At 45.6% G+C, this 19,858-nt stretch carries 14 protein-coding genes and 1 other RNA gene; 6 read left to right on the forward strand and 9 right to left on the reverse strand.

All coding sequences use genetic code 11. From position 1 onward, the window contains the following. Positions 1 to 205: 205 nt before the first annotated feature. Positions 206 to 1,669 (reverse strand): protoporphyrinogen oxidase, encoded by a 1,464-nt coding sequence (gene hemG, locus JGK16_RS15170; RefSeq protein ID WP_293191236.1) that lies wholly within the window; start codon positions 1,667 to 1,669, stop codon positions 206 to 208. A gap of 36 nt (positions 1,670 to 1,705) precedes the next feature. Between hemG and JGK16_RS15175 the strand changes: the two genes are divergently transcribed. Next, entirely contained in the window at positions 1,706 to 1,915 is a 210-nt protein-coding gene (locus JGK16_RS15175) for a hypothetical protein (RefSeq protein WP_293191233.1), read from the forward strand. Positions 1,916 to 2,000: 85 nt separating this feature from the next. Here JGK16_RS15175 and JGK16_RS15180 read toward each other — a convergent pair whose 3' ends face one another. Continuing rightward, the gene (locus JGK16_RS15180) at positions 2,001 to 2,255 is read right to left on the reverse strand and encodes a DUF2811 domain-containing protein (protein ID WP_293152247.1); all 255 of its coding nucleotides are present in this window, start codon (positions 2,253 to 2,255) and stop codon (positions 2,001 to 2,003) included. Positions 2,256 to 2,992: 737 nt separating this feature from the next. Further along, entirely contained in the window at positions 2,993 to 3,652 is a 660-nt protein-coding gene (locus tag JGK16_RS15185; protein ID WP_293177949.1) for a class I SAM-dependent methyltransferase, read from the reverse strand. 31 nt (positions 3,653 to 3,683) lie between these two features. Here JGK16_RS15185 and JGK16_RS15190 point away from each other — a divergent pair, with 31 nt between their 5' ends. The 4 genes from JGK16_RS15190 to JGK16_RS15205 all read left to right on the forward strand — a co-directional run bounded on the left by JGK16_RS15190 (position 3,684) and on the right by JGK16_RS15205 (position 8,100). Then, positions 3,684 to 3,923, forward strand: a complete 240-nt coding sequence (locus JGK16_RS15190) for a hypothetical protein (RefSeq protein WP_293177946.1) — start codon at positions 3,684 to 3,686, stop codon at positions 3,921 to 3,923. A gap of 491 nt (positions 3,924 to 4,414) precedes the next feature. Next, positions 4,415 to 5,686: a transposase gene (locus JGK16_RS15195; RefSeq protein WP_293177943.1), complete on the forward strand. Its 1,272-nt coding sequence runs from the start codon at positions 4,415 to 4,417 to the stop codon at positions 5,684 to 5,686. 187 nt (positions 5,687 to 5,873) lie between these two features. Then, positions 5,874 to 7,952 carry an ATP-binding protein gene (locus JGK16_RS15200; protein WP_293177940.1) on the forward strand — a complete coding sequence of 693 codons (2,079 nt, stop codon included), beginning with the start codon at positions 5,874 to 5,876 and terminating at the stop codon, positions 7,950 to 7,952. Next, positions 7,945 to 8,100, forward strand: a complete 156-nt coding sequence (locus JGK16_RS15205) for a hypothetical protein (protein ID WP_293191230.1) — start codon at positions 7,945 to 7,947, stop codon at positions 8,098 to 8,100. Before JGK16_RS15200 ends, JGK16_RS15205 begins: the two co-directional genes overlap by 8 nt. A gap of 113 nt (positions 8,101 to 8,213) precedes the next feature. Here JGK16_RS15205 and JGK16_RS15210 read toward each other — a convergent pair whose 3' ends face one another. Continuing rightward, a complete protein-coding gene (locus JGK16_RS15210; RefSeq protein WP_293191227.1) occupies positions 8,214 to 9,332 on the reverse strand; it encodes a Gfo/Idh/MocA family oxidoreductase in 1,119 nt (372 codons plus the stop codon). A gap of 179 nt (positions 9,333 to 9,511) precedes the next feature. On the opposite strand from JGK16_RS15210, the gene JGK16_RS15215 reads away from it, so the two are divergent. Further along, a complete protein-coding gene (locus JGK16_RS15215) occupies positions 9,512 to 9,727 on the forward strand; it encodes a hypothetical protein (protein WP_293191225.1) in 216 nt (71 codons plus the stop codon). Here JGK16_RS15215 and rnc read toward each other — a convergent pair. From rnc to groL, 5 genes are all read right to left on the reverse strand, one after another. Next, positions 9,676 to 10,398, reverse strand: coding sequence for a ribonuclease III (gene rnc, locus JGK16_RS15220; RefSeq protein WP_293177931.1), 723 nt, complete (start codon positions 10,396 to 10,398; stop codon positions 9,676 to 9,678). The two genes, JGK16_RS15215 and rnc, sit on opposite strands and share 52 nt — an antisense overlap. Positions 10,399 to 10,847: 449 nt before the next feature. After that, an RNA gene (gene rnpB, locus JGK16_RS15225) (RNase P RNA component class A) lies at positions 10,848 to 11,282 on the reverse strand. 126 nt (positions 11,283 to 11,408) lie between these two features. After that, positions 11,409 to 12,572, reverse strand: coding sequence for a magnesium/cobalt transporter CorA (corA, locus tag JGK16_RS15230; protein WP_293177927.1), 1,164 nt, complete (start codon positions 12,570 to 12,572; stop codon positions 11,409 to 11,411). 490 nt (positions 12,573 to 13,062) lie between these two features. Next, complete coding sequence (locus JGK16_RS15235; protein WP_293177921.1) at positions 13,063 to 17,298, reverse strand: PAS domain-containing protein; 4,236 nt, start codon at positions 17,296 to 17,298, stop codon at positions 13,063 to 13,065. A gap of 616 nt (positions 17,299 to 17,914) precedes the next feature. Beyond that, positions 17,915 to 19,615 carry a chaperonin GroEL gene (gene groL, locus JGK16_RS15240; RefSeq protein ID WP_293152181.1) on the reverse strand — a complete coding sequence of 567 codons (1,701 nt, stop codon included), beginning with the start codon at positions 19,613 to 19,615 and terminating at the stop codon, positions 17,915 to 17,917. Between the last annotated feature and the right edge of the window lie 243 nt (positions 19,616 to 19,858).

Consider the following 19,858-nt stretch of genomic DNA (forward strand, 5'->3'; position numbering starts at 1 on the left):
TATTCCTGTAGTTTTAGGACTGTGGACTAAAATTACTAACGTAGATGTCTAACATTGACTACTTTTGGGTAGCTTTGTCCAGGTTTTTACGAGCGGTTGGTTAACCAATATCTTCGATTGACATCCAGATATTTGTAAGCCAACCCTTCCCACGCGCTAGATCGAGTGCTTGTGGCTCACCCGGAGCAACTCAAAACTATCGATACTATCCGTTCAAATACTCGTCCACTTCTTGAGCCCGCTCAAAACCTCTCCGCACGCAATCTCCCAAAGCCACACCGCCAAAGTAGTTGGTGCACAAATACAGCCCCGGCAAAGATTTTAAGCCCCGATCGATCTGTTGCAGGCGATCGAAATGACCCAAATTGTACTGAGGAATCGCCCGCTTCCAAATTTTCACAGTCAACACTTTCGGCTGCGCCGCCTCCGGCTTCAGCAAAATCTGAGACAAATCTCGGTGCACCTCCCCAACAATTTGTTCGGCGTCAAGATTGCCAATTCCCGAATCAGTAGCCCCGCCGATATAACTGGTGAGAGTTTGCCAGCCCGCAGGCGCGCGATCGGCAAATAAACTCGATGTCCAAATCGTCCCCAGAGTGCGAATTCCCTGCCCCCTCGGAATTAAATTTCCAAATCCCACTAATTTACCCTTGAGATCCGACATCGGATATGCCAATACAACGGAGGCAACCGTAGGATAAGTAAAAGCTTGTAAAGCGCTGCTAACGGACGGTTGCAGAGGCTCCAACAACTCGGCTGTAACATAGGCCGGTGTTGTCAAAACTACGGTTCGGGCCTCAACTTCCTGCTGTCCGTCGGGCGTAGAAAATACAGCTATGTAAGTGTCGCGTTCCGTGCGATCGAGTCGAGTCAGGTGCCAGTTGAGTTTCAGTCGATCGCCCAAGTTCGCAGCGATCGCCTCTGGCAGAGCCTGCAACCCCCCTTTAAACGAGCCCAACTCCCCCGGCTTAGTCTTCGGAATATTCGGGTCTGCAACAGTCTTTAGCCCCCCCTTGGTAAGGGGGGGTTGGGGGGGTCTTTTCCTAGCAGAAAGCAGCGCCCCCGCCACCAGCCCGCCACCCGCATCAGCCATCTTTGTTACCCGGCCAAAAGCAGCCGCCGCGCTAAGTTGTTGGGGATCCCCCGCATAAACCCCAGACACAAAAGGTTCCACCAAGCGCTGCATCACTTCCTTTCCCAGATGACGGCGGAAAAATTGAGAAACAGTTTCCTCATCACCCTGCTGCGAAAGTTGAGAACCCATTGCCGGCCCCACAAACCCCAAAGCCCCGAACAGCGCCCGCAGTTTCCCCGGAAAACTCAGCAACTGAGACTGAATCATCGCCCCAGGAGTCATCGGCACCGGTTGCAGCTTCTTTTCCCAATAAACAAAACGAGGCAATTTGCGATCGGCAAAAATCAACTCCTGCTTCAAGCCGACATCCACAGCCAACTTCAGCAACTCCGGCGTCGGCGAAAAACTATTCGGGCCCTCCTCCCAGAGAAACCCCTCCCCTGTCGCAGTCGTGATATTCCCGCCCACACGTCCCTGACTCTCAGCCACCAAAATCGCCCGTGGCGATGCACTCGTTGCTTCTTTTTGAAGTGCGTGCGCCAAACTCAAACCGCTAATCCCCGCACCCACAATCAAGGTATCTAAAACTTCCATGTTACATATATAAAAATATCGCAATCTTTATGTTACATGGGTTTGCACGGCTTTCGCTCTTTGCTGGGCATACCGCAAAACCGCTTGCAGATTAACGAATTGGGAATTGGGAATCGGGAATTGGGAATTGGGAATCGGGAATCGGGAATCGGGAATCGGGAATCGGGAATTGGGAATCGGGAATCGGGAATTGGGAATTGGGAATCGGGAATTGGGAATTGGGAATCGGGAATTGAAAATCGGTAAATTCTCCCGTATTTCTAAAGCATTTTTCTCAAAAATTGTCGATTAATCTTCCCCTCTCCCCCTCTCCCCCTCTCCCTCTCTTTAACTAAAAAGGACTTACATTATTGCTGTGCAAGTCTTGAGGCGATTGAAACAGAGTTTCCAGATAAACCCTGGCAGCTTGGCGGTAGCTGCGGGAAGCTTCCGGCGTACCGCTATCGGCATTCTGCAACAAAAACAGCGACAGGGAGGCGGAGAATACTCGATCGAGATCCCATTCGGGATGAGTTTCCAGGTAAATTTTGAGAGAATCGTGCAGCGTTTCGGGAATTTCGGCAAAAATACTGACTGTTGGGTTCATCATTTTTTAGTCTCGCTAATAAATTGAAAATAGAACCCCCTTTTCGGCCGGATACAGGTACAGGCACAGCCGAAATCAGAGCGCTTTTTTTAGGTCGGTCGCATCATTGTGCGTATCAATAGGTGGGTTTGTCAATGTTGCAAAATATTACAAACTCCTTTATGTAAAAAAAAGATTTACGCAAAAATAAGCCTTTTGAGGCTTTTTTGTTACATAAGTTTACATATGAGAGGTTTATATCAGGGATTTGGCAAGAGGTTAACGAAATCCCCAATTCCGCAGCAAGATCCGACCGTACCGTTAATTTCTGTGGAAAACTTTTTGAAATCTGTGGAAAACCTCAGACTTGCCTGTGGAAACGCTGTGGAATGTTGAGGGAAAAGTCAGGGAAAAAATAAGAATTGCAAAGGCGATTAATGGGTCATGGGTCATGGGTCATGGGTCATGGGTCATTGGTCTTTTCAGGCATTTTCGCCCGATCGAGCCCGATCGAACTTGCACCCCCGACCCGACAATATAGCCTTTCTCAAAAAGATGAGGTACATAAGGCATAGGCCTGGAGTGGCTTCCGTGGGCATACTTTACTTTTTCGAGAACCGCCATAGCCTTTCGAGCGCCAAACGCCAACAGTCATTTTATTTTTGAATCTGAAATTTATCTTTTACTTGGACTGATGGCTGATTGTCAATTAAGGAAATTAATTCGGCTGACTGAGCGCCACTAAAAACAATAAAAGTTTATAGATTTTCAGGTTTTTCTTTGAATTTACTAGAACATAGCATTGATTTCCAAAGATAGGGACACCGACCAGCAAATTTAAAATTAATGTCGGTATATCCTTCTGTAGTCAATAATTTAGTCAGGGTCTTTACTGAAAAGAATTTAATGTGTCCGTTGTCCCAAAGCACGGTAAAATGTTTTTCTAACTTGCCGGAAATAGCTAATATCAGGTTTTTAAAATAGCCGTGATAGGGTGTGGAAATAATTAGCATCCCTCCCGGCTTTAGACATAATTTGGCATTTTTAGCCAGTTCTTTCGGATAAAGTAAGTGTTCGATTACTTCAATGGCTAAGACAACATCAAATGAGTTCAGCATATCGGTATCGGGGAGTTCATAAATATCTGCTTGGATAAACTGACACTCTGGGAAACTTTGACGGGAGATGGCAATTCCGGGTGCAGAAGTGTCAACGCCGACAACTTCGCAGCCGTACTCTGCGATGACGTGACTGAGGCTGCCATTGCCACAGCCGAGATCCAAAACTCGGAGTTTTGTCGGGCTGGCATCCTGAAGTGTCGCCAGCATTTCTAGAAGGGGAGATACCAAATAAGCGTGATGATATCTGGGACGGTTGTTTGTGTAATAATACGTATAATTGGTGGAGTTTTTTTTCATCGCTCTATGAGACTATTGTCGAGGTCGCAAATTGACGTGGCGTGGATGCACTGTTTGGGCTAATGTTCGTCAGAATTACGGTTGTGAGAGTCGATCGGCGACTCGATCGTCTCATTGTTTGACAGGTAAATTATTGTTACCGCATCAATCCTATGTCACAAAAAATCTTTCCCAGGGTGCAAAATCTCGCATCGCCCATTTGATGGGGTATCCCTCGAAGGCATTCGCGACCCAAAGTGCGATCGAGCCAGAAGTCTCTCTCGATCGCTAGCCCGAGACACAAGTTTTTGCCTCTTACCTTCGGTCGCAACCGTGCATCTATGCCATTCTACCTTCAACCCACTGCCGTCTGTCAGCCTGAAAGATTTTACCCCTGGGCGATCGGCTGCAAATCGAGCCGAGAATTGAAAATGGAAGTGTGATTCAAATCACAGCCATTTGCCCAACAAATTGCTGAGCATCTTTAAGTAAAGACTGGTCACCAGACGTGCAAAATTTCTGCCTAAATCCCTCAAATCTCCGTATCTCGCTCCCATTATTGCAGCCATTCATCCAATTTTTGTCTCAGACGGTTGTGCCAATCCCCTCTCGCCTTTATTTTCGATCTCACACCTACTTTTACATTGGCTTGTAGTGGAATTTTATCAAATGGTTCTTCATTGTGTGGGAGGAAACCTAATCTATTGTGCCTTTTGAAAGTCATTGACATTTTCTATTAGCTGTTGATATATTTGCAGATATACCTGCAAATAGGGTAAAACAATGTACAGTCTGAAACAAGAGCTAAAACTGAATAATAAAGAACGCTCTTTGCTAGATGGCTGTGCAAGTTTGGCGAGGCTTGTTTATAACTTGCGATTATCCATACTAACCCAGTCATGGCAATTTGAAGAAATCAAAGCCAGTGATTCTCAACAATTAGCTGATATTCAGAAAGTCTTTACCAATCAGGTAAAAATCAAGCCTGAGTATGCTTGGATAAAAGGCTATCCATTAGCTATCTATCCATCAGCACTGAATAATTTAGGTAAAGCTATCCAAGGGTGGCGACTAGGTAAATCAGGCTTGACTCGATTCAAATTTAAAAAGAAAGGTGATAGTTTCACCAGCAAAAACAAATCAGGAGTATATCCTGCAAAGGGTGAAGCAATGATGCCATTTACTAATCGCCAAGTCCGACTCAAGAGGAAGCAAAGCACAATCCCTGGTTTGGAAAAATTCAGACTCAAGCAACCAATAGCATTTGTGAGTTATAGCAAAACATTCACTATCTCTAGGGCAGCAGACAAAGGGTTGGTCTCCTGGAATCTGCCTGTTGATGACAAAAATTTACACAGAGTGCATCAAGTTCAGACTGTTGGTGTTGACTTAGGTGTCAAATGCTTTGCCACGTTGTCAGATGGCTTATTCACGATCGCACCACAAATCCTGAAAATATCAAAAATCAAGTCGATCAAGAATCGGTGGTACAACCGCAACCAGAAATCAGGGAACCGTACTCAAACAATTAGAGCATCTAACAATGGCTGGAAATACTACCAAAAATTACCAATAAAACCCGCAGATATTGCTAACCTCAGACGAATTTTGGGGCAAAAAAAAATAACAACTGATATTATCAGCCGAAAATACTACCAGATTCGGATTGAAGACCTCAATATCTCTGGCACGATCGCTAATCAAAAATTAGCGATCGACCTGGAGAGCTTAGGTATTGATGAATTCCGCAGAATTTTGACCTACAAAGTGGCATTTTGGGGAACCAAGGTAGAACTGGTTGACAGGTGGTCTCCTTCGTCTAAAACCTGTTCTTGCTGTGGCAATATTCAGCAAATGCCTCTCAAGGAACCTGTATATAGCTGCGATCGATGTGGTGTTTCCCTCAATTGCAATCTAAATGCAGCAATAATTCTGGAAAATGCCCGCCAGAGCATTGTACCTGAGGCAAGCGCCCAATTAAGGCCTGCGAACAACAAGATGCCGTCATCCTTGGTTGAAGCAGGAAGCAAACGTCAATTTAAGCCAAATGCTTGATTTGAGTAAGTTTTGTGTTGCACACTTAGAATCGAGATTACTACAGTGGCTTCTATAATTGTGTTTAAATGTTGTTTTGAAGCTGTGTTGTCTGGTCAGCAGGGCACCCTAGACCGATTCGCGCTTTCCGTCTGGTTGATTGCACTATGGTCGCTGTTGGTGTTGCACCTTAATTTTGATATGTCCTATGGTTAAGTTAGGTCAATCCTCCTTTCGCCGTATTTTACTGTCGCGGATTTTGTTGCTCAGCGTACCTGTTCTACTGGTGGGGGAGTATGTTACCTATCGCAAGGCACGCTCGACGCTTCTGGAAACTGCTCGTCTAAACTTGACAGAAAGTGCAGTCAGAAAAGCAGAAACTATTGAACAGTGGTCGAAATCGCTGAAGTCCAATCTGATCGGCGCTTCGGAAAACTCAATGTTGCAGTCTGTAGAGCCGAAGGATTATCAAAAGTTTATCGCGCAATTAGGGCAGCGGTTGCCAGCCCAGGTTGATTGCTTGCAATTGACTAATGTACAGACAAATCAAGTGATAGCTAGCACTTGCGGGCAGCAGCCGATTCAGTCGCTACCTGCCAAGTTTTGGCCGCCTGTGCAGCAGCAGCAAACTCTGCTGGATGACAAGAGCGTTTACATCAGTCTGTCGTGGCCTCTCCAGCGACAGGGAAAAGCCAGCAGCAAGAAGGTGGCTTCGGGTGGTGAGGATTTTCCAGATGCGAGTAAAGAAGCTCGCGACAGCCAAGTTAGTTTGGTGCTGAGCGCTCCAGTTTACACTCGTCGGGGCAACACCCGGCAGTTGAGTTATGCTTTGAGTTTGCAGTCGGCCCTGCCGGTGCAAACCAGTGCTCCGAAGGGTTCTCTAGCTGGCTATACGGTGGCGATCGACCAAGATGGGACGATTTTGGCGCATCCGAATATCAACCGCGTGGGCCGCAATATCGATGCTGAGGCAGATGCCGATCGACTAAAAAGTATTCTCAGAAGGGCGATGGCTGGCGGACAGGCTTTTCTCCACCTATTTTCCTTTGAAAGAAATGGCGTAGAGTTGCTAGCAGGATACGCTGCTATCCCGAGTCCTTCAACTAGAAAGGAGAACAGCAAGTGGATTATTTTAGCTGTCTCTCGTTTAGATTATGCTCTGTCAGGTTTGGAAGAAATTCAGCAAGTTTTATTTAATTTAATTGTGGGTTTGGTTGCTGCTAGTATCATCGCGACTTTATATCTGTCTCGCGACTTAGCGCGTCCTTTGGAAAAACTGAGAGACTACGCGCAGACAGTGGATACAGCAGAAGCGCCCCTAGCAGTGCCGGAAAATTTTCAAATTAGAGAATTTAATCAACTATCAGAAGCTCTCAACAGCATGGTGCAGCGCCTCAGAACCTGGGCAGGAGAATTGGAAATCGCAACCAAGGAAGCGCAAGTTGCCAATCAGTTAAAAAATGAATTTTTGGGAAATATTTCTCACGAATTGAGAACGCCACTCAACGGAATTATTGGTTTTATTCAAATTGTGCGTGACGGCTACTGCGATGACCGAGATGAAGAGATGGAGTTCTTGCAGCGCGCCCATGACTCTTCAATGCAATTGCTCAATATTATTAATGATATTTTGGACATTGCTAAAATAGAATCCGGCACTTTCTCCCTGATGTTAGAAGTAGTTGATATTACTCAGGTACTTGAAGACGCGATTGATTTGCAAGCGGCTCAAATTGAGGAAAAAGGTTTAAAATTAAACTTGCCACCTGCTCACGATCCGATTATTGTTCATGCGGATCCGGAGAAGCTAAAACAGGTATTTTTAAACGTGTTGAGCAATGCCGTTAAGTTTACAGAGTCGGGCAGCATTAGTATATCTGTGCGGTTAGAAGCCAGGACTAATTCTGGTAGTTTTAACGGGAGTGTGCCGGAAAATGCGTTAGCGCAGCCCTCGGAGAGGATCGCCAACAACACCCAAAGCGATTGGGTTGTGGTGACAATTAAAGATACCGGAGTTGGTATAGATCCCGAGCAGCAGCAGAAATTGTTTCAACCTTTTGTGATGGCGGATGGTTCTACAACTCGCAAGTTTGGCGGTAACGGTTTGGGCTTGGCTATCTCCCGAAGGATCATGGAATCTATGATCGGAAGCATTACCCTGCACAGCGCGGGTGTGGATCAAGGTACTGCGGTGATGATTTCTTTGCCTGTCAATCAGCAGTCAAGTTTTTATTTTCACAGCCCGGACTTGGTAAAGGAAAAGGGAAATTTCAAAAGTTATGACTGATATTATGTCTGGTGAATTACAAAAAATGTTGGTAGTGAGGAATGGGAGTCCTCGGATTTTTATGAGGACTCGCATTCCTCACTACAAACCAATTTTAGGGCGATCGTTCCAACGGACATATAGCCTTTCTCAAAAAGATGAGGTATGACTGACATCTTGTATAACCACTAAACTAAGAGGGCTGAAGCCCAACAACGTACCTCATCTTTCTGAGAACCGCTATAATATAATTTTCTTAATCTAAAATCTAAAATCTAAAATCTAAAATGGTATCAGGGGCTGTCCGCCAAGTTCGAGGGATTTGCTCAAAGTGCTGAGAATGCGGATTAATTCGACGGAAGCCGCACCGGAAGAGCTAGGACAAGGGGTATTTGTTTGCACGCAGTTGAGGAAACGATCGCACACTCGCCGCAGTGGCTCTGCTGGTTCTAAATTTAACACTTCCCGGTACCTGAGATTTGTGGGTGGCGACGCGATCCTCTTCGTTGGCGTAGCCCCCGTAGGGGCGGGCTTCGCTAACGCACTTTCGCCAAAATTATCCTCATCGCCCCCCCGATTTGAACCACCACGCTGCAAAATTAGAGGAGTTTCCGGCGACATTTCATCAAAAATCAAAGTTCCCAAACTGCCAACAACTGTTAAGCGCCGCTGTTTGTCGGGATTTAGCCAGCACAGGTGAATGAATGCTTGAAATCCGTCGGGATAAGTCAGCGTTACCCAAACTAAATCTGCTAATCCTTCTGCTTGATTTATTGCTTCTTCCCCCTGACTTTTGACTTCTGACTTCGGAAATACAGTACCAGTCGCCCTGACTTGAATAGGGGTTTGTTCCAGCCAAGTATTGAAAATAGCGATATCGTGAACGGCCAAATCCCAAAGGGCATCAACATCATGCCGCACGGGTTCAAAATGGGTGCGCTGGGCGTAACCGTAGCGCAAGGTTCCGAGTTGATGCTGCTGAATAATCGTTTGGCCGCGATCGACTGCGGGATGAAACAGATAAGTGTGATCGACGAAGAGTTGTCGCTGCTGTTTTTGGGCTAATTTACAGAGTTCTATTGCTTCACTGAGGTTGAGGGCGAGGGGTTTTTCTACTAAGACGTGGTAGCCTTGTTGCAGCGTGGCGGTTGCGAGGGTGTAGTGTGTGGAGGCTGGAGTGGCGATCGCCACAGCATCTAGTCCCGGCAATGCTTCTATTTGTGACCAATCGGTAGCTAGAATCACCGAGGGATGCAGATGAAACTGTTTTTGGACAGCCACCAATGAATCTCGATTCGGGTCTACCACCGCTAAAACTTCGCTGTTGGGATGTTCGAGAAAGTTGCGAATTAGGTTAACTCCCCAGCGTCCGGCACCCAATACAGCTATTCCGATTTTCATTGATGATAATTTCAAGAATCGCACACCCATTATAGCATTATTGGTAATAATTGGATCTCTTTGAATCCTAAAAAATGCCAATTCCAATCCCCAATCCCCAAGGGTGCATCTGGTTTTTGAAGAGGGTGAAGCATGACCGCATATAATTTATTAGTTATAATCTCATATTGACGGAGGTCATGCGATCGCCCCTACAAACATATTTGCTTGCACAAGCCGCTGCACCCAATCCCCAATTACCAATTACCAATTACCAATTACCAATTACCAATTACCAATTACCAATTACCAATTACCAATTACCAATTACCAATCCCCAATCCCCAATTACAACTGTCAACTGTCAACTGTCAACTGTCAACTCACTACTGACTAATTTATTGAAAGCTGCCTGAGCCGCTGCTTGTTCGGCCGCTTTGATCGATCGACCTTTTCCCTCTGCTACCAACTCTCCCTGAATGTGAACCTCGGCGGTAAAACGATCCTCGCCGCCCTGTACTGTCCCGGTTTCTCGCACGCTATATTTGGGCAAAGTTTTATATTTGCCTTGAGTCAACTCCTGGAGGGCAGCTTTGTAGTTTTGGCGGGCGGGATCGCTGCGAATTTCCGCCGCTAGGCGCTGAAAGTGAGGATCGAGCCAAGGGCGAACTAATTCTAACGTCTGGGCACTCAAATAAAGGGCGGCTAGCAAGGCTTCCAAAGAATCTGCCAGCCTGGGCACTGCGCCTGTTTTGTCCGAGGCGGCGCTGCTGGAAACGATTAAATAGCGATCGAACCCGTAACTGTCAGCGATTTTAGCAAGGATGCGATCGCTCACCAAGATCGATCGAATAGCAGCAAATTCCCCCACCGCACAGTCAGGATAAATTTCAAACAACAATTCCGAAGCCGCCAGCCGCACCACAGCATCGCCGACAAACTCTAATTGCTCGTAATTTGCCTTAGCAGACGCACTAGCATGAGTCAAAGCTAAATCTACAAGATGCCATTTGATCGAAGCATCCTTCGGTAGCCCCAATTTTTCAATTAATATTTCAAGTTGCTTTTGGCGACCTGGATAAATCATACGATTTTAGATTTTAGATTTTAGATTTTAGATTTTAGATTTAGGATTTAGGATTGGGGATTGGGGATTGGGGATTGGGGATTGGGGTGCATCTGGGTTTTGCAAATATGTTTGTAGGGGCGAAGCATGACCGCAGTAAATATGAGATTATAACTAATAATTTATATGCGGTCATGCTTCGCCCTCTTGAAAAACCAGATGCACCCTAGGATTGGGGATTTAGGATTGGGGATTGGGGATTGGGGATTGGGCATTTAGGATTTTATTATAATTGCGAATTTCCTTTGCTGATGACTATCCAGGTTTAGAGCTTGTATAAAGTAGCATGAATTGTTGAAAAGAATATCAAATTCATTTTAAGAAAAAAGCTTGTCATTACAAAACCAAATGTTCCGTTACCCAAATATTTGTGCGGGTGCTGATGGGCGAACCTTACCGAAAAATTGGAGGGGAAAAAGTCGGACATAAGCCGGGTTCTGTTCTCTCAACTGCAAGCAGTTTTCGAGGGCAGTTATCTATCTGGGACGCCTGTTACCAGACGCCTCAAGCGGTACCAAAGAACGGAACCGGTAAAAAACCAACCATAGTCCCTCCGACCTTGCTCCCAACCGGGGTTTACCTAGCCAGCACCTCTCGATGCTGCTGGTGCGCTCTTACCGCACCTTTGCACCCTTACCCCTAACACTTTGCGATTTTTGACGATCGATTTTTGATGCAATCTCCAATCTCCAATCTGCAATCTCTAAATGGGGGGCGGTATCTTTCTGTGGCACTATCCTCACGATCGCTCGCACTGGGCGTTACCCAGCAAGTTTGGTTTTTCGGGAGCCCGGACTTTCCTCAGACTAGCTTTCGCTAATCCGCAACCGCCTGCGCCTACTTTTTCCCCAGATTTATTGTACCTGAACCGAAGCATCTCCCATTAAAATAAATCAGAGCTAACAAACATATCAACACCCTCTCCCGAAAAATGTCCTGGGTGGCGATCGCATTCTATCGAATTCCTGGGTTCAGTCATCCTTAAGAGTAGAAAAATTCTCAAACCATCCGCGCCGCCAAAAGAAGTAAACTAAAGTAGAGGCGATCGCTAGCATCAGCCCCCAACAAAGTGGATAGCCAAAATACCAATTCAGTTCCGGCATATTCAACGGTGATTTCTCTGTATTGAAATTCATCCCGTATACTCCCGCCACAAAAGTAAGAGGAATAAAGATACTCGAAATCACCGTCAGCAATTTCATGATTTCATTCATTTTATTCCCCACTGAAGACAAGTAAACGTCCATCAAACCCGAAGACAACTCCCGATAAGTTTCCACCATATCCATCACCTGCACCGTGTGATCGTAACAATCGCGCAGATAAATTCGCACCTCAGGACTAATCAAATCGCTGCTATCGCGAATCAAAACATTAATTGCATCCCGCTGCGGCCAAATGGCGCGGCGCAGCGTCAGCAATTCTCGCCGGATTTTATAAATTTTTTCAAGAGTTTTTCGCGTTGGGCGCACCACCACTTCATCCTCTAACTCTTCAATCCGCTCTCCGTAAACTTCTAATACAGGGAAAAATCCATCTATAATCGAATCTAGGAGAGTATAAGCCAGATAATCTGCTTTGTGCTTGCGAATAGTTCCTTGTCCTTTGCGAATGCGAACTCGCACCGGGTCAAAACAATCATAATCCGGTTCTTCTTGAACAGTTAGTAGGTAATGCTTGCCCAAAATAAAACTTACTTGTTCTTTATGAAAATTATCTGAATTTGGTTTAATCATCACCATCCAAGCAATGATTAAAAGGTGTTCTTCATAGTCTACAACTTTCGGTCGTTGAGGAACATTAACTACATCTTCCTGAGCCATAACGTGCAAATTAAATACTTCGCCCATTTGTCTCCAGGTTTCTTTGTTTCCCAATCCCAACATATCCACCCAAGAAACAGATTCTGTATCTAAATAGGCAGCAGCTTCTCTAGGATTTGCCAATTGGACTCGGGTAGCTCCTGTCTCGCAATAGTCAATTAATACAATCTCAGGAGGTGGCGCATCGGGTTCTAAATCGAGAGTTCCCGGTAGCGCTCCCGGATCGTCATAAAAATAGTCAACGTAGGAATCATCATCATCTTTAATTGGTTTGGTGACGGCACTAGAAGTATGTATGCTTTTGTATACCATGTTGATATTCCTTACTTTTAGTATCTTTAATTAGGTTATCATTTTTTTTGGATAATTACCAATTAAATCTGGCATGAATAAGTTTGAAAGTGACTTATTAGGGAGGTATCGAAAACCAGTTTTTTTTGTATAATTATCGCAGCCAAATAAATGTTTTATAATAAATCTGTTGTTTTGCCTCCGCTATATTAAATAACCAATCACCAATCACCAATCACCAATCACCAATCACGGGTGCATCTGGTTTTGGAAGAGGAAGAGGGCGAAGCATGACCGCATATAAGTTATTAGTTATCATCTCATATTGATTGCGGTCATGCTTCGCCCCTACGGATATATTCGCCTTGCGCCAGATGCACCCCCAATTACCAATTACCAATTACCAATTACCAATTACCAATTACCAATTACCAATTACCAATTACCAATTACCAATTACCAATTACCAATTACCAATTACAATTACCAATTACCAATTACCAATTACCAATTACCTTTGCTTAATAGGAATCTCGATCGCAAATTCAGTGCCACCACCGGGCGCGGAAATACAGTCCAGCTTGCCCCTGTGTCTTTCCACCACAATCTGATAGGAGATGGACAGTCCCAAACCAGTACCTTTACCGACGGGTTTAGTAGTAAAAAACGGGTCAAATATCCGAGATTTAACAGACTCTGCCATTCCCGACCCGTTATCCGAAATTGCGATCGCCACTCGATTGTTATCCAACACCTCCGTGCGAATCCGAATCAAAGGAAATGCGTCACAAGCCAAAGGTAAAGTAGGAAAGTTTTGCCGTTCCCCATCCGTTGCACTCGCGAATTCCAATTTTCTATTTCTAACATTTGCCAAAGCATCAATTGCATTACTTAGTATATTCATAAACACTTGATTTAACTGTCCGACATAGCACTGTATCGGTGGCAGTATTCCATATTCTTTGACTATTTCAATCTGGCGATTTTTACCATTTTCTTTGATTTTGTGTTGCAAAATTAACAGCGCGCTGTCAATTCCTTCGTGAATATCAACACGCTTAATATCAGATTCTTCCAGCCGGGAAAAATTTCGCAAAGACAGAACAATTTCGCGAATGCGATCGGCTCCATTTTCAATTGAATTCAGCAGGTTCGGGAAATCCTCTTGCATAAATTCTACTTCTATTTCTTGAGCAAAATTCGCGATTTCCGTCACTGGTTGCGGGTAATTTTTTTGATACAAACTACACAGTTGCAGCAAATTTTTTGCATACTCGTTAGCGTGAATAATATTGCCGTAAATAAAACTAACAGGATTATTGATTTCGTGAGCAATTCCGGCTACTAGCTGTCCCAAACTCGACATTTTTTCTGCTTGAATTAATTGAGCTTGAGTCCGGCCTAATTGTTCCAAGGTTTGCTCTAGTTCGCGATTTTTATCTTTTAATTCTGATTCGGCTTGTTTGCGCTTGGTAATATTGCGGGCGATAACTATTGCCTGATTCGAGTTAAAAGGTAGCAATCTCGCTTCATAGGTTTCTTCCCCAGACGGCATGGATAGGGAATACTCTAGACTAACTGGAGTTCTATTTTTGGCAACTTCCAGTAGAGCCTGTTCTAGCTGGCTAGCGGCGGTTGTTGGCAATATATCGGTCACTTGTTTGCCAAGAAAAGAGTCGGAATTCAGGTACAAATCCCCTGAATTTCCTGACAAATAATCCAAAATAATGCCGTCAGCATTGAGGCGGAAATACAGATCCGGCAATGCTAGAAAAACAGATTCCAACTCAGAAGTTTTTTGGCGCAATGCTTCTTGGGCGTAGTAGCGATCGCTAATATCCAAAATTACCCCATCCAAACAGGAAACGCTCCCATCGGCGTCGAACACTGGAGAACCTTTATCCCACACCCATTTAACGGTGCTGTCTGCTGCTAGCAAGCGGTATTCTAAATTATAAGACTGTTTATTTTCTATTCCTTGCCGAATAGTTGCTTCTACTTTTGCCAAATCTTCGGGGTAAATAATGCTAGCAAAAGTTCTGCCTTTGCTGTCCAAACGCGAAATAAAATCCCCAGCCGGGTAGCCCGCTATTAAGTAAATTGCCTCGCTAATAAAACTTGTTGAAAAATCGCACTGCCAGCGATAAACCACCCCGGGAATATTAGCAACCAAAGACCTAAATCTGGCTTCACTCCTACGCAAAGCTGCTTCCGATTCATGGCGTTTTGTAATATCGTTAGTAAAACCTAGCACTGCAAATATATTACCTTCAGTATCGCGCAGAGGGACTTTTTTGGTATCTAAAATATGTATTGAACCATCAGCAACTGTTGCGGCATCGCAGGGATTGTGGATGATTTCGCCTGCCAGTACAGCAGAGTCGTCTGTGCGAAATCCTCGGATATTTTGTGCGGAATTTCCAAATACTAGCTCTTCTGAGAATCCTAATTCTAAATCTGATTTGCCAATTATTTCTTCGACTGTTTTACCGATCGCTTCGGCTAAACTGTTGTTGGCCAAAATGTAGCGAAATTGTTTATTCTTGGCAAAAATCCAGTCACTGGTTTTGTCGATTACCGTCCGCAGAAGTTGTTCCGAACGTTCGGTTTGTGCCAATGCTACTTGCAGTTCTACTTCCAGGCACTTGCGATCTGTAATGTTTTCAAATGCCACGCCTACGGAGTTGTTAGGTAACGGAAAAGCTTTAATAGAAAAAGCACGAGTTATTTTTCCCGATTCGTCGCTGTCAATATCTTCAACTTCTACAGCTTTTTGGTTGCGAATTACTTCAGCAAATGCTTGGGGAATGTTTTTCGATCGCAAATGCGGAAAAATCTCGTCGATTGTCATGCCCAAAACGTCGGCCATTTCTAGCCCGGTAAACCGCGTAGCAGCGGGATTCGAGGCGATCGCCCTCAAGGTGCTATCATCGTCTATATTTTCCAAATGGTAGACGTACAAACCAATTTGCATATTCTCGACAATTTGGTCGTAGAGGCGCACGCTTTCGTCTACCTGCCTGCGTTCGGTGATATCTTCTGTAATCCCCAAAACGTACTGAGGCTCGCCCTGAGCGTCGAGAATTGGCACTTTGCGGGTGTGCAGTATTCTCATACCTTTGTGGCGAGTTTGGATCGGCTCTTCGGCTATTTCTTTAACCAGAGATTGGTTGTGATGGCTGGTCAATATTTCCCTGTCTTGAGCGGTAAAAACGTCAGCTTGCTCTTTCGGGTAAATATCGTAGTCATTTTTGCCGATCGCCTCTTGAGATGTCACACCTGCGATCGTTTCCCCCGCCTTATTCCACAGCACGAATTTTAGCGAAGAAGCATCTTTAGCAAAAACTCCCAACGGCAGATTTTCTACTACGGAATTGAGGAACCCTCTAGCTGATTTTAATTCAGCTTCTGCACGCTTGCGTTCGATGCCTAAAGCGATGACATCGGCAACGGATCCTAAAGTTTCTTCAAAGGGTACTGTCAGCGACTGGTGGCTGACAATTACCATGACTCCCACTAGCCTTTCTTCGACAATTAAAGGATAGCCGGCGAAGGTAAGAATTTGCTTGGGGATTTGGCAATTTCCCCGATTGTGACTGCTGTCGATAATTGCTAATTGCGAACTGTGTGCTGGCGTGGCTTCCCCGCATTCTTGCTCCTCTAGCCCCAAATGATTCAGTTCAAATCGGCAGTCAAATAGTGGTTTTTGCTGTTCGGCGATCGAGTTAACCTTATTTTGAATAAATCTAGCAACCTCGTCTGTGCGGCTGTAGATTCCAGAGGTTGCTTGCAACTCGCAAATATTGTATTGAGAGTTAAAAGTCCAAATTTCAGCAGAGGCGACATCGAGATTTCGTACCATTGCCTCGCAACAGGGAAGCAGGATATCTTGAGGGTGTTTGGTGAGGGCAATACCGACATCGGCTACCATTGCTGTGAGGCGAGAAGCTTGGGCTTTTTCTGCTTCCAGCCGTTTGCGATCCGTGATATCTTCCACCAAAGAAAGCACTGTAAAAGTGTCGCCGCTGCGAATAATCGAGTTGAACCAACGACACCAAATAACTTGTCCGCATTTGGTTTTATTTTGATTGATTGAAGTATTGCCGTTACCGGAGGCTAGTTCGAGTTCGATCGCACTTACAGCCTCTCGATCGTCCTCGCAAACCAAATCCAAATCGCCGAAATGCTTGCCCAGCATATCATCGGAAGTCCAGCCAAATATTTCTTCAGCACGTTTCGACCACTGAACGATCCGAAAATTCTCATCCCAGCCTACCATTGCCAGGGGACTGTTAGCTGCATTCAACCACAGTAAATGATTCGAGCGACGCAACTGTTGAGTTTTCTGCTGCTGCCAGCGGTAGTGCCTGGTTATATCTCTACCGACACCCAACACCCGCATCTGATTGTTAGCGACATCCAGCGCTGGCGTGTAAGCCGTTTCGTAAATTTTAATCCCGCCATCTGCCGCCGTCACCTCGTGAATTGCCAGCTTTTTTTCCCCTGTGATAAATACTTGTTGCAGGCAGGAATCAATCTGAGAGATTATATTTTTTAGAGCTGTATTATTGGGATATAATTTCAACAATTCCCGATTCGTTTTGTTGACTGCTTCAGCCGGATCCAATCCCATCCAAGCAGCAGCTACAGGATTAATCGATATGTACTTTTGCTGTCGATCGCACTCTAGGAAAGCATCAACAGAGTCAGAGAAAAAAGACTGTAACGAGTTGATAACTTCCTGCATGGGTATTTTTTGATCACTTGCAAGTTAAGCTTTAAATTTTTCCTAAAGTTAGTTTAACTCACTCAAATATTTTTTCGCACTTTACTGCTGGCGTTCCCGGTACAATTTTCGGCCCGTTCCCTATAATACAAAAAATTTCAGGAAATAGTATGTTTTGGAATATAACTTAATTAGAGCATCTGCTCTTTTTTTCAACAAGACGCATCGGATACAAAAGGAGAAGAGGGAGGGGGAGAGGGAGATGGGGAGAGGGGGAGATGGGGAGAGGGGGAGAGAGGGAGAGGGGGAGAGGGGGAGATGGGGAAAGAGGCGTTTGCTTGGAAAAATCTTTAATAGCTTCAGGTGGGCAGTGCGCACCCGAAAGACGCTAGAGACATTTTTGGGATCAAAAGCCAGCAGTCACCAGGCAGTTTTTAGCTGCTAACTGATGACTGATGACTAATAACGTTCGCTCGGGAGCATCTCATTTTTGCAAAAAGCATTTTTTCTTTCAGTGCTGTCCCCGCTCGCGTGCTTTATAAAGCACGCGAGCGGGACAGCACTACAAATGCAAAACCCAGATGCTCCCCGTTCGCTCGGGGGGGGGACGTTCGCACTAATGACTGATGACTAATGACTACATCATGCCCATGCCGCCCATGCCGCCCATGCCGCCCATGCCGCCCATGCCGCCCATGCCGCCCATGCCGCCCATGCCGCCCATGCCGCCCATGTCGCCCATGTCGCCACCAGCTTTTTTCTTCTCGGGTTTTTCGACAATTACAGCTTCAGTGGTCAAAACCATGCCAGCAATGGAACCGGCATTTTGTAAAGCCGATCGCACTACCTTAGCCGGATCGATAATTCCAGCGGCAATCATATCTTCGTAAACGTCGGTGAGAGCGTTGTAGCCAATGTTCAGCTCGCTAGCCCGCACTCGCTCGATCGCGATCGAACCTTCAACACCGGCATTATCAGCGATTTGACGCAAAGGTGCTTCCAAAGCTTTTGCAACCAAATCAGCGCCAATTTGCTCTTCAGCGTCTAAAGTGCTTCTGATGGCATCAATTTTTGTAATCAGGTGAATCAGCGTCGTACCGCCTCCAGCGACGATACCTTCTTCCACAGCAGCTTTAGTAGCGTTGAGGGCGTCTTCAATGCGGAGTTTGCGATCCTTGAGTTCGGTTTCGGTAGCTGCGCCTACTTTAATTACAGCAATACCGCCAGCAAGTTTGGCAATGCGTTCGGTTAATTTTTCCTTATCGTAGTCAGAATCCGTCGCTGCTAGCTGCTTGCGGATTTGCTCGATCCGTGATAACACGTCTGCTTTGTGTTCGTCGCCAGCGACAATGATGGTGTTTTCTTTGTCGATCGTAATTTTGCGGGCGGTACCGAGCATTTCTAGTGTTGCGGTATCAATGCTGAGTCCGACTTCTTCAGAAATCAGTTGACCGCCGGTCAGAACGGCGATATCTTGTAGCATGGCTTTGCGTCGCTCGCCAAAACCAGGAGATTTGGTAGCTGCGATATTCAATACACCGCGTGCTTTGTTGATGACCAAAGTTGCCAAAGCTTCACCTTCAATATCTTCGGCGATAATGATCAGCGGTGAACCGGTGCGGGCAACTTTTTCAAGAAGCGGAATTAGTTCTTGAATGGAGTTAATTTTTTTGTCGGTAATCAGGATGCGAGCGTTTTCGTACTCAACTTCCATGCGATCGTTGTTGGTGACGAAATACGGGGAAAGATATCCGCGATCGTACTGCATCCCTTCGACAACTTCCAATTCTGTCAACAGAGATTTCGACTCTTCAACAGTAATGACGCCATCTTTGGTGACTTTTTCCATTGCTTGAGCAATCATGTCGCCGACTTCTTCGTCGTTACCGGCGGAGACAGTGGCGACCTGAGCAATGGCAGATCCTTCGACTGGTTTCGCTAATTTAGCGATTTCTAGGACTAAATGGGCGATCGTTTTTTCAATCCCGCGGCGCAGTGCGACTGGATTGGCGCCTGCTGCGACATTCTTCAAACCTTCGCGAATGAGGGATTGGGCAATCACGGTAGCGGTGGTGGTGCCGTCGCCTGCGATATCTTTAGTTTTGGAGGCGACTTCTTGAATTAAGCGAGCGCCAGCATTTTCTAGAGGATCTTCGAGTTCGATTTCCCTAGCAACGGTGATACCGTCGTTAACGATTTGGGGAGTGCCGAATTTCTTTTCGAGTAGGACATTCCGGCCTTTGGGGCCCAAGGTAATGCGGACTGCATCGGCGAGTTGATTGACGCCGCGTTCCAGTGCCCGCCGAGATTTGTCGCTAAATGCAACTATTTTGGTCATGTTTGTCTCCTTGCGCTTACATTAGCAAATTTAGCACTCTCTGACTCTGAGTGCTAAGTCGATCGACTTTAGATTGTAGCGTGTCCCTCAGAAGTGTGGGGCTGGCGGGGGCGGATTTGGGGAAAAGGGCGGGCCCCAACGGTGGCCCAGGACACGTCACTGCCGTGTCCCTACATACCCGCTGTAGGGACACGGCACTGCCGTGTCCTCATAGATATAATGTGGTTTGTGACATATCGCCCG

It is taken from the genome of Microcoleus sp. PH2017_09_SFU_O_A, from assembly GCF_020738625.1.
Classification (GTDB): domain Bacteria; phylum Cyanobacteriota; class Cyanobacteriia; order Cyanobacteriales; family Microcoleaceae; genus Microcoleus.

Coding starts and splice junctions, on each gene's coding strand:
- JGK16_RS15185 (WP_293177949.1), bottom strand. CDS start 3,652: ATGAAAAAAAACTCCACCAATTATACGTATTATTACACAAACAACCGT.
- hemG (WP_293191236.1), bottom strand. CDS start 1,669: ATGGAAGTTTTAGATACCTTGATTGTGGGTGCGGGGATTAGCGGTTTG.
- JGK16_RS15200 (WP_293177940.1), top strand. CDS start 5,874: ATGGTTAAGTTAGGTCAATCCTCCTTTCGCCGTATTTTACTGTCGCGG.
- JGK16_RS15175 (WP_293191233.1), top strand. CDS start 1,706: ATGGGTTTGCACGGCTTTCGCTCTTTGCTGGGCATACCGCAAAACCGC.
- JGK16_RS15195 (WP_293177943.1), top strand. CDS start 4,415: ATGTACAGTCTGAAACAAGAGCTAAAACTGAATAATAAAGAACGCTCT.
- JGK16_RS15205 (WP_293191230.1), top strand. CDS start 7,945: ATGACTGATATTATGTCTGGTGAATTACAAAAAATGTTGGTAGTGAGG.
- JGK16_RS15180 (WP_293152247.1), bottom strand. CDS start 2,255: ATGAACCCAACAGTCAGTATTTTTGCCGAAATTCCCGAAACGCTGCAC.
- groL (WP_293152181.1), bottom strand. CDS start 19,615: ATGACCAAAATAGTTGCATTTAGCGACAAATCTCGGCGGGCACTGGAA.
- rnc (WP_293177931.1), bottom strand. CDS start 10,398: ATGATTTATCCAGGTCGCCAAAAGCAACTTGAAATATTAATTGAAAAA.
- JGK16_RS15235 (WP_293177921.1), bottom strand. CDS start 17,298: ATGCAGGAAGTTATCAACTCGTTACAGTCTTTTTTCTCTGACTCTGTT.
- JGK16_RS15215 (WP_293191225.1), top strand. CDS start 9,512: ATGCGATCGCCCCTACAAACATATTTGCTTGCACAAGCCGCTGCACCC.
- JGK16_RS15210 (WP_293191227.1), bottom strand. CDS start 9,332: ATGAAAATCGGAATAGCTGTATTGGGTGCCGGACGCTGGGGAGTTAAC.
- corA (WP_293177927.1), bottom strand. CDS start 12,572: ATGGTATACAAAAGCATACATACTTCTAGTGCCGTCACCAAACCAATT.